The organism is Streptomyces coacervatus, from assembly GCF_029223485.1.
GTDB lineage: Bacteria > Actinomycetota > Actinomycetes > Streptomycetales > Streptomycetaceae > Streptomyces > Streptomyces coacervatus.
On sequence record NZ_JARHTP010000024.1, the window covers coordinates 140,758 to 156,310 of the forward strand.

General features: G+C 69.4%; 11 protein-coding genes. 5 read left to right on the forward strand and 6 right to left on the reverse strand.

All coding sequences use genetic code 11. The features are described 5' to 3' along the window. Positions 1–174: 174 nt before the first annotated feature. The gene (locus P2Q00_RS42970; RefSeq protein ID WP_275780204.1) at positions 175–303 is read left to right on the forward strand and encodes a hypothetical protein; all 129 of its coding nucleotides are present in this window, start codon (positions 175–177) and stop codon (positions 301–303) included. Positions 304–348: 45 nt separating this feature from the next. On the opposite strand, the gene P2Q00_RS42975 is transcribed toward P2Q00_RS42970, so the two are convergent. Beyond that, a complete protein-coding gene (locus P2Q00_RS42975) occupies positions 349–1,578 on the reverse strand; it encodes a PIN domain-containing protein (protein ID WP_275780205.1) in 1,230 nt (409 codons plus the stop codon). Between the two features lie 757 nt (positions 1,579–2,335). Between P2Q00_RS42975 and P2Q00_RS42980 the strand changes: the two genes are divergently transcribed. Both P2Q00_RS42980 and P2Q00_RS42985 read left to right on the forward strand, forming a co-directional pair. After that, positions 2,336–3,271: a hypothetical protein gene (locus tag P2Q00_RS42980; protein ID WP_275780206.1), complete on the forward strand. Its 936-nt coding sequence runs from the start codon at positions 2,336–2,338 to the stop codon at positions 3,269–3,271. Between the two features lie 121 nt (positions 3,272–3,392). Beyond that, positions 3,393–3,581, forward strand: a complete 189-nt coding sequence (locus P2Q00_RS42985) for a hypothetical protein (protein ID WP_275780207.1) — start codon at positions 3,393–3,395, stop codon at positions 3,579–3,581. A gap of 130 nt (positions 3,582–3,711) precedes the next feature. Here P2Q00_RS42985 and P2Q00_RS42990 read toward each other — a convergent pair whose 3' ends face one another. Continuing rightward, the gene (locus tag P2Q00_RS42990) at positions 3,712–4,779 is read right to left on the reverse strand and encodes a DUF6292 family protein (protein ID WP_275780208.1); all 1,068 of its coding nucleotides are present in this window, start codon (positions 4,777–4,779) and stop codon (positions 3,712–3,714) included. A 58-nt stretch (positions 4,780–4,837) separates the two neighbouring features. Here P2Q00_RS42990 and P2Q00_RS42995 point away from each other — a divergent pair, with 58 nt between their 5' ends. Next, complete coding sequence (locus tag P2Q00_RS42995) at positions 4,838–5,335, forward strand: hypothetical protein (protein ID WP_275780209.1); 498 nt, start codon at positions 4,838–4,840, stop codon at positions 5,333–5,335. A gap of 423 nt (positions 5,336–5,758) precedes the next feature. Here the strand turns inward: P2Q00_RS42995 and P2Q00_RS43000 are convergent, their stop codons facing one another. Both P2Q00_RS43000 and P2Q00_RS43005 read right to left on the reverse strand, forming a co-directional pair. After that, positions 5,759–6,598 carry a hypothetical protein gene (locus tag P2Q00_RS43000; RefSeq protein ID WP_275780210.1) on the reverse strand — a complete coding sequence of 280 codons (840 nt, stop codon included), beginning with the start codon at positions 6,596–6,598 and terminating at the stop codon, positions 5,759–5,761. 207 nt (positions 6,599–6,805) lie between these two features. Then, positions 6,806–11,440 (reverse strand): hypothetical protein, encoded by a 4,635-nt coding sequence (locus tag P2Q00_RS43005; protein ID WP_275780211.1) that lies wholly within the window; start codon positions 11,438–11,440, stop codon positions 6,806–6,808. Between the two features lie 596 nt (positions 11,441–12,036). On the opposite strand from P2Q00_RS43005, the gene ligA reads away from it, so the two are divergent. Beyond that, the gene (ligA, locus tag P2Q00_RS43010; protein WP_275780212.1) at positions 12,037–14,124 is read left to right on the forward strand and encodes an NAD-dependent DNA ligase LigA; all 2,088 of its coding nucleotides are present in this window, start codon (positions 12,037–12,039) and stop codon (positions 14,122–14,124) included. 232 nt (positions 14,125–14,356) lie between these two features. Here ligA and P2Q00_RS43015 read toward each other — a convergent pair whose 3' ends face one another. Together P2Q00_RS43015 and P2Q00_RS43020 are read right to left on the reverse strand one after the other, a co-directional pair. Then, a complete protein-coding gene (locus P2Q00_RS43015; RefSeq protein WP_275780213.1) occupies positions 14,357–14,479 on the reverse strand; it encodes a hypothetical protein in 123 nt (40 codons plus the stop codon). Positions 14,480–14,618: 139 nt separating this feature from the next. Then, a complete protein-coding gene (locus P2Q00_RS43020; RefSeq protein WP_275780214.1) occupies positions 14,619–15,497 on the reverse strand; it encodes a hypothetical protein in 879 nt (292 codons plus the stop codon). Positions 15,498–15,553: the final 56 nt, after the last annotated feature.

The window sequence follows — 15,553 nt, forward strand, 5'->3', positions numbered from 1 at the left end:
CGTGGCAGACCGGGCATCGACACACTGGTTTGCACGAAGATGCCCCGACTCGAGTGCGAGTTCTGCCAGCGGTCGATCGCTGCCGGGATAGTGGCCGGACGGTCTCAGCAAGGGCCGGCTGTGGCGACACGATCCGACCGAGCGGCCCGAGGTGTTCGGCGATGCCCTGGTGCCGTGCGCGGGCTCTCTGGCGATCGTGGACCTGCCGGGAGCCCCGGCGTGCAGATGGAGTTCGTGGAGGTCGACGACGAGCCGGCCGACGAGGAGCCGGTGGACACGCTTGGGGTGTTGGCCCTCTTCTGATCCGCACGACTCGACCCTGGTAGTACTTCCTCAGGCCAGGTCTGCTCAGCCCTTCGAGGTGTCACCGAGCCGAGCCTGCCTGCCCACAGCCCTACGCATGGCGGCGCCCTCGTAAGCGCGCGGGATTCCTCGCGCCCGGGACATGTTGACCACGGCCGCCTCCCTGGCAGCAGCCTGCAGGAGGTCTTCGACCGTGGCCTCTACTGGTGTCACCGAGGCGTCCAGAGCCCTGATCGGCAGGTCCATAGCGTCGAACTCCTCTCCACTGATCGCGAGTGGAGTGTCGTCGCGCAAGACGGTAAGTCGCGACTCTGCACCGCGTGGGGTGAACAGCACCGAGGTGGTCCAGCTACAGGCCCCCGCGGCAGCAACCCCCTCGGGAAGGCGGAGTTCGGTGAGGACGGCCCCGACGAGATGCCATCGAGCGGTGGCGGTGCACCACTCTTGTTCGCCGATGCGGTACGTCCGCAAGTTCTCGACCGCGCCGAAGGCAGCCTTGGTGGTGATCCATCCCGTGGCAGGGATGATTACGTGCTCGTCACCTAGCCCGGCTGCGATAGTGCACGCGAATGATCCGTCCCTGGGGAGGGCGAGGGTCTCGCGGGATACTCGCACGACCTCGTCCAGGAACATTGGCGACCCCAGCATGGCGACCGCGTACTCCTGGTCGATCGTGATCGGCTCCGTGAACCGGGCTGCCACCTCGTCCATGCTGGTCAAGTGGACGAATCGGCTCTCCAAGCCGACGAGGTCTTCGCTCATGGGGGAGGGATAGGGCGCGCCAGTGGCGAAGTCGGTGGTGTTGGCACTGACGAAGTAGACGGTCTCGTCCGGGTGTTCACGCGCATATTCCACGGCGGACAGCCAGATGGATGCATCTCTCGCACCGATCTTCAGGCCTTTCACGGTCCTGCACGGAGGCAGATTGTTCGACTCGCGAAAGATTCCCTGTCGCATCGCTTCGCCGCTGGTTGGAATCTCTTCTACGACCTCCAGCCACTTGCTGCGCCAGTACTCTCGGAAAGCGTCCTCGTCGCACGGACCGAGCGGCACCTCCAACGGCCAAGGAGTCGTGTTTCGGAGGCATTCAACGGCCTCGGCCGCCTTCTCGTATTGCTCGCGATACTTGATGGCTTGTTGGGCGCAGAGTTCTGTCAGCACTGTCCACGGAGCCGCGACCCGTTCAGCATCTAGGGCGCGGATCGCCCGTAGAAGGTCGGCGCTGCTGCTCTCCGGGCTGAAGGTCCGGAGGATGCTGGTGTCCAGAATGATCAAGGCTCGGCTCCCGCTGTCTCGACGCTGCGTGATCGAGGATCGCAGGGTTGAGCGCGTGGATGCACTGGCTTTCCGAACGGGGCCAGGCCCCTGCGCTCGGGGGTTGCGGGGGGGGCCTGGCTTCTCCGGTAGACGGGGCAGCAGGGCCGCTCTTCAGGCTTGCGTTAGTCCAGCCGGATGCGGGCCCCGTAGGGCCGGACCGGCGTCCCATCCCTGAGCGTTGCCCTGGGGTAGGACCACCGGGGGAGGTGGCGCCGACGGCCGGGGACGCGCGATCCCTGGCGCCTGGGCGCCTTCCTGAACTGGGCCTCCGAGGCAGGACTCCTGGTAGGCCACGCCGGAGAACCAAGTGGCCCGTGTGCTGTTCTGTCGGAACTCCTACTCCGGCGCCAGAATGGACCAGCGCGACGCCGTGACAGCTAAGGACCTGTATCCCACAAGTCATCAAGATTTTTTGTCGGTGGCGCCTCCGCCCGGGACCGATAGGTGAAGACCGACCTCAGAGGAGGGGCCCCATGACAGCGGAGAGCACGAAGCCCACCTTCTATGCCCTCGAAATTCAGGAGCGTCGCCGCGCAAACGCGCTCGAAGCATCGCAGTCACCCAACACGGTGACCGTAGCCACGACCAAAGACGGGATACGGCTGTGCAGCCCCGCCAGCCTGTCGCTTCTCCGCCCTGCGCCTCCCGTGAATCCCCCGGGAAAAGAGGCTGGCTCGATGACGCGATTCGCCACGACGCCCTATCCCACCGCGTCATGGACGTGATCGGGGAGAGTCCACAACCGACACCCCCATTCACGTACAACAGGTTCAGGCTCCCCCACCACTGGCGTACCCCCTACAACCTCACGCCGCTCTACGACAGCTTCCCTCGCACCCAGAACCGCCCGTCGATCATCAAGGCCCCTCGCGGCTCAGATCGCGCCTACGAGCTTTCACACCTCCTCCCCGATACGGCTTTCGAGCCGCCTGAAACCCTCAGGGCCCCCCAGGGATGGCCTCCCGCGTACGACCTCTCGCGCCTTAAGAAAGGCGGGGATTCAGCTTCCCAGAGCGGGGTCCGCTCCGACGCTCACCCGGGGGATCCTGCCTTGGTGCAGGCTCTGCGGCTCCGCACCACTATCTGCAAGTGGCGGTCGGTCGACGTCTCCGCCCAGGTAGACGACTTCATCGCGAAGGTTCTGTTCCTCCCCCGCGGTGAGAGGTGGTACACGGCCGTTCACACCGCCATGCTGGGTGGCTGGAGCCGACCGCTGTTGGACAGCGGGCAGTTGACCAATGCCGCCCTACTAGATCTCAAAGCGGAAGCCCGAACTCTGCACAGGCAGGCGGTGCCTTTGTGGCGGCACCGCGTCATGGGCCGGCGCATCTTGTCGCTGGATGCCGGCGACGGCCGGCTCTCCCTGTACGACCTGATCGGTACCGATTGCAGCGTTCCCTCTGCGGAGGAAATGTTCGCGGACGAGCGTCTCAACTCCGTTCTGCGTGCCCTCGCCCCGGGCGAACGCTCCGTTGTCATGGCGTACGCCACGCACGATGGAATTACCTGGGCCGAAGCTGCAGCGGCTACGGGAGCCGCCGACCCTGTGTCGCTCGGCGCGCGAGTCCGTCGCAAGGTGAAACGGCTCGCCGTCGAACAGAGGCGCAGGGTCGGGCTGCGTGTCCAGCAAGCTGGAGGTCCGTCACTGTGAGGATTCTCTTCGACTCCCTGCCCGAGATAGTCGGTGGTCTCGTCGTCTCCATCCTGGCCGTCATTGAGGCAGTCTGGCGCGGCGCTGGTCTGCCCGGCGCCCGAAGGTGCGCCGGTATACGGTGCTCAACGCACTCAGCGTGAACGGGAACCCGATCGTGCACAGTTCTACCTCTCCCGCGGGCACTATCATCGTGCTGCATCTGGGCGCCAGTCAGGCAGAGCGGGTGAGGCTGACCGATGCGTTGCTGCCCGACGGAACGTACGCAGCGGAGCCCGTCGACCGCTACACGCCATGGCAGCATCCGTGACGTGCTGGCCGGCCCCAGCTCGGTCCAATGCAGACGGGGAAGACGATCAGGCACAGCAGCCCGGACACCGACGGATGTGGTGTCCGGGCCACTGGCCAGGTTGTCGCGCCGCCCGCTTCCTTGCCGGGAGTCAGCCCTGCAGAGCGCCTCCGGCTGAGTGGACGGTCTTGGGACGCCGGAAGCCGTGCCGACGGTCGGTGAGCGCGGCCAGCAGCTCGGCGGGTTCGGGCTGCTGGTGCTCGCTGAGGTAGCGGATGCCGTCCCCCTCCGGCGGGGTGCTGGCCTGCTTGCCGATCGGGTGACGCTTGCTGACGGCGGTGCGCCAGCCGTAGCGCTCGTCCCACACAAGGGCGGGCGCACCGGATCCGCTCAGCGCCACAGCCGCGGCGAGCACATCGCCCTCCAGGCGCTGCACCTGGACGTCCTGTGCCTCGGCCAGGCCTGCGCCGACCAGGACGTCGGCGACGCGCTGCAGGTACGGCTGGACCTGCCGGGCGCGCAGCTCGGTGGCGGCGCTGGCAACGGCGGTGCGCTGCACCGCGGTCGGGTAGCCGAGACGGGTGGCGGCCTCCTCAGGGCTCACGTCCGGTTCGGCCTGCAGCAGGTCGGCGATCCGCTCCCCGCGCAGCCGGGGCAGGGCACGCGCGGCCGCGGCGTAGGACAGGCCGACGCGCTCCTGGACCGTTGCGAGGGTCACCGCCGGGTCCTCGTCGAGCAAGTCGCCGACCCGGGCGGAGATCTCGTCGCGCGGCACCATGTCCCCGCTGCCTTTGGGGCGGCCTTTGAGTCCGGCGTCTGCGCCGGCGTCCTTGCCGGTGCGGAAGGCCTGCACGAGGCCGCGGGGGCAGTGCTCCACGCCCTTGACGGTGGTCAGGTGGGGGGCGATCTGCGGGTGTGTCTTGTAGTTCTTGTCCCAGGTCTTGGGGCTGACGCCCAGTTCGGCGGCGGCCTCGTTGCGGTCGAGGAGGTCCTGCTCGTCGTCCTCCTGCGGCAGTTCGGGGACGGGACGGCCGGCCCGGTGGGCGGCGGTCTGCTCGCTGTCCCACAGTTTCACCCGCGCCCCGTCGGAGCTGATCTGGGGCGGGAAGTCCTCGTCGGCGTAGGGCTGCTTGTTGCGGAAGGTGCCGATCGTCACGCCCATGGTGGCGGCGAGCTCTTCGCTGTTCTGGGCGTACTTCCGGCGTCCGGCGCGGATCATCACTCTCTCCTGGTCGGTTGTGCAGGGCGCCGGCGTCGGCGTTGCGAGCGGGGCGGTTATGCCGTGGGGGCGGGCGTGCCGGCGGCGGTGGCACGCCATTGGGTTTCGAGAGTGCGGACGGCTGAGCGGTATCGGTCCGCGCGTCCTGGGCCTCCTGCAGGGCCTCGAACAGCAGCGACTCATCCAGGAGTCGGCAGGCCGGGTCGTCGACAAGGCGCGCGCCGAGGTCCTCCAGGACACGATCGTGGCGCACCTCGAGGGCGGCGCGGCGGCGACGGTCATCTTGACGCGCTTTCGACACGGCCCGGCAGCTCACCACGAGCAACGTGGTCACGACGGTCAGCAGGAGCGCGCCGGCGGCGACACCGACCGTCTTCCACGGGACCGCGACCTCGGGCAGCAGCGGCGGCACGGGGCGTCCGGCCTCGAGAGCGTCGAGGCTCGCCTTCGCGCGGACCAGCAGGACGAAGCCCGCGACCGCGCAGATGACGGGGCCGGCGACGCGGAGCAGGGTCTCGATGGGCACAGAGCCGGTGTCTCCGCGCGCGCGGCGTAACGCGGCGGCACGGGGTCGTGCGGGGTGCAGCATGGAGGAACTCCTTGACGACGCTGATGACTTCGGGCCGGGTGCGCTTGCCACAACACACCCAACGAAAGAAAGTTACCGGACTTACGTCATCGCGGGCAAGGATGCGTTCCTCGAGCCTGTCGCGCCGCTACACTCGAAGGACGGCGCAACCCGTGCGGGTCACTTCCTGTCCTGAGCGGTGTGTGTCTTCGGTTGGCCGGTGCCCTTGCCACCCGCTTCGGCGGATTGGGCGCCGGCCGCTCTTTTGCCCGCGGCCGGCCGCCGACCCCTGCAGCGTGGGTGCCCCGCCGACGGGGAACGGCGGGGCAGGGTCAGTGTCGCAGCGCGAGCCCCGTCCAGCCCGGTTTTCGCCGCACCGACTCTTCCTGATGGCCGAGTCCGTGCCCTCGTTCAGCCGTCCTGCTGCTGGCCGAGCATGGCGATGAGCCGGGCACGCTGCTGCTCTTCCTCGGCCATGACCTCGGCGAGGATCTCCCGGTCGATGTAGCCGTCGACAGCCTCCATCACCAGACGCTTGAGTTCGGCCGGTTCCAGCGCCTCGACCTCCCACTGCACGGGACGGTCAAGGTCGAAGCCGTAGCGGCGGGCGAACCCGGGCCAGCGCGGATCGTCCCTCTTCCCCTCGGCCGGCGGCAGCTGGTACTCACGGACCTGACCGTCCGTCAGCAGCACCCGCTCCACCCGCTCCCAGCAGTCGGTGCGCTCCACCCAGTCGCGTTCGATGTCGGAGCCGCTTGCGTCGAAGTCACCGAGGTAGATCAGCGCCGCCGGCCGGGGATCGCTGCGCGCACGGTCACGCACGACATCGGCATAGCTCTGGCTGCCGAAGCCTCTCACCACCAGGACGGGGACGCCGTACTCGGCGAGCCACCCGGTCAGCAGCTGGCGCAGCGTGTCTTTCTCGGCCGCCACGTACAACGCCCACTCCTGCCCGCGGGTGCGATCCAGGCGGAACCACTCGGGCATGTCCGCCACGAACGCGGCCGCATCCGGCCAGGCCGGCGGGACGTGGACTTCGCGGATCGTGTCGACGAGGTCCGGGAACAGCCCGTCACGGCGGGCCTGAGCAAGCCGGGAGGACAACCTGCGGTAGGTCGGTGCGGTGTTTGGCAGCAGCCCCTCGGCGACCAGCCGGTACATGACCTGTCGTACGGTGACGCCGCCGTCGTAGCCGTCGACGATGTCGCGGGCCCGGTCGATGATGTCCTGCCACTTGATGCGCGCGCTCATCAGGTACAAGTACCAATTTCTTCCGCCCCGTGGTCAACTCCGTTTCGCCGAATCCTGGTTAGGTCCCGTCGACGGTGACGCCCTGTTGATCTCCGCCGGGCTGCCGTCTCAGCACGGGCGTCCCCGGGGCCAATTGCCCCGGCGCGGCGGTGCCTAACGCGGCCTTCCTGGGCTCCGCCGGAGGCAGGGACCAAGAAGGCCGCGTTGTCAGCTCGCGAGTGGTACATGTACTGATTCGGGGTTCCCCTCGTCCGCGGGCTGGTTGCCGCGCTCGGCGGAGTCGACGCGCATGCCCATCAGGACCGTGCCGGCCAGGCCGGTCGTGGCGACCGTTTCGAATCCGTCGGCGCCGCGGCGGCGCACGCTCCACACCGGCCCGGTCAGGGTCGGCCGCCAGGTGAGTTCGTAGCGGTGGCCTTCCTTGCTGATCACGTCCCACCATCCCCGCTGGGCGCGGGTGATGCGCTCCCCCGCCTCCACCTCGGGCGTGGCGGGGTCCGGGCCGTGGGCCGTGTCCACCCATGCGAGGTAGGCCTCGGTCGGGGCGATCCATGCGCGCATGGTGTCACCGCGCGTGCCGTGGGCCGTCCAGGTTCCGGTGATGGTCCAGCCGTGCTTTTCCACCAGGGCGGTGAGGGTGGCCCGTTCGACGGACAGCGGGGTGCGGTAGCTCCCGCCGATGGTCTGCGGCCGCCACAGCGGGTCATCGTGCGTGGTGGCGCACGTCCCGCACACGAAGGCGAGTACCGCGTTCCCCGTGACTGGCGAGACGTAGAGTTCCGCGGCCACGGGACGGTGCTTCTCCTCCGCACGACGGGCGATGGCCAGGCGGGTTTCCTCGGTCAGCCGGACGGGGGCCTGCCGCCGCTCGCCCTGCAACCGGTAGGCCGCGCGCCGCCGTTGCTGCTCGACGCGACCGCGCTCTGCTTCCAGGGCGGCACTGCGGCGCCGGTCGGCCCGCACGATGGCGTACACGTCGTCCAGGCCGACCCACCCTCCCAGGTCGACGTCGGCGCCGCCGAGGGTGTAGCGCACGGTGTAGGGCAGTACCGCGTCCGGCGCGTGATACACGCGGTACTGCCGCCCCGCGCAGGTCAGTTCGGTGATTCGGCTGTTCCCGTCCGGTACGGGCGTCCACTCGGGCACGGCCGGACGGACGGCGTAGGTGTCGCCGTCTGCCGTCTGTTGTTCATCGCCAGGGTGGACACGCGGCTGCTCGACCCTGGGCACGGCGCCGCCCTCCCCATCCCAGGCGTCGACCATGCCCGGATCGCTCACAGTGTCAGCCGCCGCCGGGCGGTCAGCTTCGCTCGCGTCCGCTGACTCGACGTGCCCGCGGCCCCACATCTGGACGGCAGCCCAGTTTCCGCCCGTCGCCGATGCAGACCAGCCGCACGAGCACTGGGCAACGGCCGTGTCCTCCAGCCGCGGGTCATAGCCCGCCCGCGGCGTTCCTCCGCCCGAGAAGACGGAGACGCGCACGATGTGCGTGGGCGGCTTCGGGTCGGCGGTGAGGTCCGAGGCCTGGACGAGTACGGGAGTGTGGTCGCCGTCGCGCAGGATGTACGCCCGCCCGTAGGTGGAGTACCGCTCGAAGACGCCGCGCGCGGGGATGCCCGACGGCCCGTCATAGATCACCCGCTCCCCCGGAGTCAGCCGCACAGCCGGTACGACCACGCCCGGGACTGCGCCGCCCTCGCCGTCCCAGGTGCCGACGGCTCCCGGGTCGCTGACGACGTCGGGGCGTACCGGGGTGACGTCGGTGGCCGGAGCAGTACATGTACTCATTTCCGGTGAGGGGTCGGCGTCGACAGGCGCAGCATCCCGTCCCGCGTCGGGCGCACCGGGCTGGTCGACGCCGGGGCAGGCACCGCCGTCCGTCTCCCAGGTGTCCATGCTTCCGGGGTCGCTCACCCCGGCGGGGGCGGGGGCGCTGTCCGGGGTGACCGTGACTGGCACGAGGTGGCCCGGCTTCGCCGCCTGCCCCACCGTCGTGAGGACCTGCGACAGCGTCGCCCCGCCCACGTACCGGATGCCCACCAGAGCGCCGGACCGCGCTTGGTTGAACTGGCCACCCTCGAACACCGCCACGCACTCACCAGCGACCGTCGCCGTCTCGCCGTCCCTGCCCTTGCGCTCGATGACACCGGCGGCTCGAACGATCACCACAGAGCCGCCCTCGTGCCGCTCCATTGCGACGGTCCACCCGTTCGCACCGGCCGTGTCGGCCACCCGCACCGCGGCCATGGGCAGCCACACTCCCGGTGCCGCCTCCGTCTCGGCCACGACGTCCCCCGCGTCCGCGAAACCGGACAGTGCGTCATCCATGAGCGGCTTGCCCTCCGACGGGATCCGGGGGGCCTTCCACGGATTCACCAGCGGCTGGCTCGCGCGAACGACAGCCGACTTGAAGTCCGCCCCCGGGCCGCGCGCGTGCGTCTTCTTGTTGGGGATGCCGGTCGACTTCAGTACGCGGCCGGAGTCCTTGGCTGCAATGGCACCGGCCAACACGTCCGCGTACCGGGCGTCAACGTCGGAGACAGCGTCAGCGGCCGCGGGCAGTGCGAGCGCGATGACCGTGCGGCCGTCCGCCGACACCCAACGGGACCGGCCATCACCCTCGCCGGAGAACAGCCGCGCCGTCCGCGCGCGCATCGCGTCCATGTCCGCCGCCGCGTGCTCGCTGTCCCGCTGCCAGGAGTCCGCGGTGACGCGTGCCTGGAACGCGGCCTGAGTGGCGCGCGCCGCCGCCTCACGCTCGCGCGCGAGTGACTTCCGCAGTCCCTCTTCCTGGTCCCAGGACAGGCGAAGAGACTCGCGCTTCCCGTACGTCTCGGCCAAATCGTTCACGGACGTCTGCGCGTCCCACATGACCGCCTCAGCATCAGCTTGCGCCGTACGGGCGCGCCGGACAGTCTCAGCGACCGGCACCACCTTCGGACCTGTGGCCACCGGCGCCGCCTCCGGGGTGTCGTCGGCTGCCTCTCCTTCCGGGGCAACGTCGGCATTCGGTTCGGTACATGTACCCATTTCAGGAGTGGCCACATCGCCGGTGGTCTGCCGCTCGGCAGCTTCGGCACGCCGCGCATTCTCGCGGTCGACCTCCCACACGTGGTCAGCCCAGGACTCCACCACGCGCGCAGCCTCGCGCACCTCGTACAGGGACGTTTCCAGCGCGCCCATCGTCGCCCCCGGGGTGGACTCCAGTGCCCGCACGGTGGCCTCAACGTCGGCCACGGCCACGGCGGCCGTCTCGCGCGCGTCCAGGTTCGCGCCGTCCGGGGTGCGTCCGCCCTCCCACTCCTCCGCCACGTACCAGGATTCAGCGACGACCGACGCGCGCACGACATCCGCGCGCGCCCCCTCCGGGGCAAGCGACCACACGGTGTCAACGTCAGTCTTCAACTCCCGCGCCATGCACTCGGGGCAGTCCTGCCACGTGTACGACTCACCCTCCCCATCACAGAGCAGGACCGGCCGCAGCACGTGAGCGCACCCGCACGTGCCTCCCTTGTGCGCGTGCTGCATCGGGCAGTGCCCCCAGCAGACATCCCAGTAGCCTGCGTACCAGACCTGAACCTCCCCGCGCGGACCAGCAACGGTGAGCGGCGCGCCCTCCGCCTCCTGCGACTCCCACCGCGCAACACCCGCGGGAACCATGACCGCAGGCCACTCTGCCTGCGCAGGACGCTCCGCAGCGACCGGCGCAGCAACGGCGACGGCGACCGGCGACGGCGCACGCTCGGCAGCCTCCGCGGCATTTTCCGCCGCCTCCTCTGCCACGACGTCCGACACTCCCCAGTACGCGCGCGCCAGGGCCCGCTGTGCGTCATCGGCCCCCAGGGCGAACAGTGCGTCAGATTCGTATTCGGCGGTGTCCGTCTGCTCCTCCGCAGCGTCCGCCCAAGCCTCCGCCTGCTCCGCGGCCGCCTCCGCTGCCTCCGCGGCCGCCTCCGCATGCCGCACCGCGGCAGCCATGTCCCGCGCGTGAGCGCAGATCAGGTCGCACCCCGTTTCAGCGTCGAAGCGACTTGCGCTCCACTTACCGGACCAGGGCGACGGCTCGAACACACCGTATTCGATCTTGGTCTCCTTGCGTGCGTGGTCAGCGTCCTCCGCGCACTGTTCGACCCCCGGGACGTCCTTTCCGTCGCCGTTCTCGTACTCGGTACCCGTGGCAGCCTCCGCCGCCTCCGCGTACGCGTAGGCCTCCGCGCACGCCTCCGATACCGGAAGGAATTCAGCGTCGAAACGCGCCGAGACGAATGCGCCGAACGCGTGCCGGTACTCCGTCGCCCCTGGGGTGTTCGTCCACATGAGCGCGTCCGCCTCCGCAACCCGAACGTAGGCACGCTCGGACTCGGTGGCCTCCGCCGCCTCCGCACGCTCGCGTGCAGCCTCCGCGCGGGTCAGTGCGGCGTGCGCGCGCTCGTGGGCAGCCATCACGCGCTTGTGCCCCTTCACCACACGGTCATGTGCCCGAGTCGCCTTGACCCGGAAGGCTTCCGCATCCTTATCCTGCGCTTCCTGCGCGTCCGCCACGGGGTCCGGGATCTCGTCGACCGGCGCCGCCTCGGAAATCGGTGCGCCCGGGGTCGCCTTTGCCGCACGCTTCCGGGCCCAAGAGGTGACCGGACCGCGGGTCTTGTATCCGCGCGGGTGCAGGGTTCCGTCCGTCTCGATGAAGTCGAAGCGACCGGCACGGTTGCGGACGCTGAACCCCAGCAGAGTGAGGGACACGGCAACGCTGTTGGCGTCGGTGTCGTAAACGGTGTCAGCCTCCGACAGACCCTCACGCGTCATCGCGTCGGCAACGAGCATGGGGACCGTGTTGTTCGGCATGCGGTGTCCTCCGTAGTGAGGGGTGTGCGCTTCGGTGTCGGGGGCCGTGCCACCGACCGACCCAACGAGAGAAATATACCGCACTTTCATCACCCACGGAAGGGGGTTAGCGGCGCGTTTTCGAGAATCGCCGCTGGTCAGCGGCTCGCACGCCGCCGCCCGTACGGGCGCGCGCACCCCCGCCCGCGGCACCCTCGGGCGGGCCGGCGGCGGGCGCCAGCGGAGGCCGAGCCGGCCGGGTGCCGCCAGGGCGAACAGCCGGAGCTGAGCGGGGCTGAACTCTGGGCTGGCCTGTGCTGAACTGAGTCCTCTTCCTCCGACTTACGCGGAGAAAGAGGTGTCGCTAAGGGTGAGGGGCTTGCCCATGGGGGCTGAGCTGGGCGAACGCCGAGAGCGCGCGAAGGGGTGCTGCAACCCTCGGTGCACCTCTCGGTGCAACGGTGGAGCCAACCGTCCAGCCAACGGTGGGGCCCACTAAGGAAGCAACTACGCCGACCAGTTCGCCGGCCGCAGTCCCAGCCGCACCCCGGACCTGGCCCTCTTCGCATCTGCAGGGCTTGGGCCCACTGTCAGTGGCGGGCGGCAGGATGCTGGCCATGACAACACCTGCAGCACTGATCGTGGATGCCGCCGCCTACGCGCAGGCGGTCGAGGACGCCGTTCGGGCGGCGGCCGCGTACTACGAGGGCGGCACCTCGCCGCTCGACGACGACACCTACGACCGGCTGGTGCGCGGAATCGCCGCATACGAGGCCGAGCACCCCGAGCAGGTGCTGCCCGATTCCCCCAGCGGGAAGGTGGCTGGCGGCGCGGTGGAGGGCGATGTCCCGCACACGGTGGCGATGCTGAGCCTGGACAACGTGTTCTCGCCGGAGGAGTTCACCGCCTGGACGGAGTCCCTGGCCCGCCGGATCGGCCACGAGGTCACCCGCTTCCACGTGGGGCCGAAGCTGGACGGGCTCGCGGTCGCCGCCCGCTACACCGGTGGCCGCCTCACCCGGCTGATCACCCGCGGGGACGGGACGGCCGGGGAGGACGTCTCGCATGCGATCGGCACCATCGAGGGGCTGCCCGAGCAACTGGGCAAGCCGGTCACCGTGGAGGTGCGCGGCGAAGTCCTGATGACGACGGCCCAGTTCGAGTACGCCAACGAGGTGCGCACCGGGCATGGCGGGCAGCCGTTCGCGAACCCGCGCAATGCGGCGGCGGGCACGCTGCGGGCCAAGGAACGCCTCTACACGGTGCCGATGACGTTCTTCGGCTACGGCCTGTTGCCCCTGCCCGACACCGAGCCCGCCCTGGCCGAGCGGCTGACCGCGTCCGCGCACAGTGACCTGATGGGCCTGGTGGCCGAGCTCGGCGTGCACACCAGCGCCGGCACCGCGGTCCCGGACACGCTCGCCGAGAGCGTGGAGCAGGTCCTGGCCCGGGTGCAGGAAATCGCCGCGGCCCGCGCCGAGCTGCCGTTCGGCATCGACGGCATCGTCATCAAGACCGACCTCGCTGCCGACCAGCAGGCCGCGGGATCCGGCTCGCGCGCGCCGAGGTGGGCGATCGCCTACAAGCTGCCAGCCGTGGAGAAGATCACGCGGCTGCTGGAGGTGGAGTGGAACGTCGGCCGGACCGGGATCATCGCGCCGCGCGGCGTGCTCGAGCCGGTCGTCATCGACGGCTCGACGATCACTTATGCCACCTTGCACAATCCGGCCGACATCACCCGTCGCGATCTGCGTCTGGGCGACCACGTCATGGTCCACCGGGCCGGTGACGTCATCCCCCGCATCGAGGCGCCGGTCGCCCACCTGCGCACCGGCGACGAACAGCCCATCGTCTTCCCGGAGTTCTGCCCGCGCTGTGGATCGGACATCGACAAGAGCGAGGAGCGCTGGCGGTGCGCGCAGGGCCGCAACTGCCACCTGGTCGCCTCCCTCTCGTATGCCGCCGGCCGCGATCAGCTCGACATCGAGGGCCTCGGCGCCACCCGGATCGTCCAGCTGGTCGACGCCGGCCTGGTCGCCGATCTCGCCGATGTGTTCACCCTCAACCGCGAGCACTTGCTCGGCCTGGAGCGGATGGGCGAGACCAGCACCGACAACCTGCTCGCCGCGATCGAGAAGGCCAAACAGCAGCCGCTGTCTCGGGTGTTGTGCGCGCTCGGGGTGCGCGGCACCGGCCGGTCCATGTCCCGGCGGATCGCCCGCCACTTCGCCACCATGGACGCCATCCGTGCCGCCGACGCCGAGGCCATGCAGCAGGTCGAGGGCATCGGTGCGGAGAAGGCGCCCTCGATCGTCGCTGAACTCGCCGAGCTCGCCCCGCTCATCGACAAGCTCGCCGCCACGGGCGTCACCATGACCGAGCCCGGCGCCACCCCGCCAGCGGCGGCCGAAGCCGCTCCCGGCGAGGAGGCACCCGCGGCTGCGGCGGACGGCGGCCCGCTGGCCGGGATGACGGTGGTCGTCACCGGCGCGATGACCGGGGCCCTGGAGAAGCTGTCCCGCAACGAGATGAACGAGCTCATCGAGCGGGCCGGCGGGCGCTCCTCGTCCAGCGTCTCCAGGAAGACGACGCTCGTCGTCGCGGGCGAGGGTGCGGGCTCAAAGCGCGCCAAGGCCGAACAGCTCGGCATCAGCCTCGCTACCCCCGACGAGTTCGCCGCCTTGGTCGCCGACCACCTGATCTGAGCTGCCGGTCATGCGTGTGGGGCCCGCACCGGCACGGTGCGGGCCCCACACGTTGGGTTCAGCTGGCCGCGGCTTCCGCCGGCTCGGGTTCCGGATGCCAGGCCTTGGTCCGTACGGCGGCCTCGACGTCGAATCGGGGCTTGCCCTCGTCGTTCGCGTGGGCAGTGACGGCGGCTTGAACCTTGTCGGCCGCCTTCCACCAGTGCTGCCAGGCCTTCTCGTACGTCTCGGTCTACTCCTGCGACCACGGTGCTTCCGTGGGCCGACCGTAGCGGTCCCGCAGTTCCAGTACCTGAGCGTGCGCCTCGTCGGCTGCCTGCTGCATCTCCACGAGATCATCGAATGTGTGTGCCACGTCCATGGATCCTATGACGCTCGCGCCGGTAGCCTCGCCCGATGACCTCATGTGTTATCTGGGGTCGCTGACACGTCGCAGCACGTCAGCTCGGTGATCATCCATTCAGCTACGTGAGGCATGTGCGACATCCTTGTGCTCACGTTGACGTGGCGATCCGGTCCCAGGTGGCCCGCATCCTCGTCAGAGCCGGTTGGATGGCCGCGCCCGGCCACCCAAATCGGTCGTAGAGCCGATCCAAAATGTTCGCCATGGCCCGTGGCGTCCCGCTCAAGTACTGGGCAGTCATCTTCGGAGTGGTCTCGATGCTGCCGAAGGCATCTGCGTGAGTGGGGTCCAACAGCGCACCCTGATAGGTGAAGTACTGCGTGATGCCGTGTTCGCGGCCATGGGCCACTGCGGACATGACCTTGTAGTAGGTCTCGCCGAGCCCCTTGGGCTGGCCAACCGCCTCGTCGATCAGCTTGGTCGCGCTGGGCGGCTTCGAGCCGATGTAGGGATGCGGATTCGCCTTGGGGTGCGGGGTCAAGCCGTGGTTGCGCGCCGAGTCGAAGATGGCCTTGGTCCGGTTGTCCAGCACGTTGATGCTCTCTTGGGGCTGCTTCAGCAACACTGCCAGTCGCTTCCCCTCCGACAGAGACACCAGCCGTTCGTTCTGCTGTCGACATATCCGCTCAAGCGGTGTGATCTCCGGGTCAAGCAGGTGATATCCCCGGGCCGCGACTTCCATCGCGCTGCGGGCTTCAGCCGACGGGCCGTAGATCACCCGCGACTGCGGCCGCAGTAGGGCAGCCAGGCAGGCCAAGTGGTCCACGGCTACGAGGGTGAGCAGCAGTCCGGCCATGTTGGCGTTTCGGCTCGGCCTCGGACCCCAGTCGTCGGCATAAGGCTCGCCGACGACCTCCAGGGCCGCCGGCGAGCCAGTGAGGAAGCCTTCGTAGATCTGGCGGTCCTGGCTGAACTGGTCGCACACCGCGGTGAGGGAGTTAGTGAGATCGCCCCAAGCGTCGGAGGACATACCAGCACGGTAAGAAACCGAAGGAGCGTATGCGAGCCGATCGGCGCAGCCGTGAT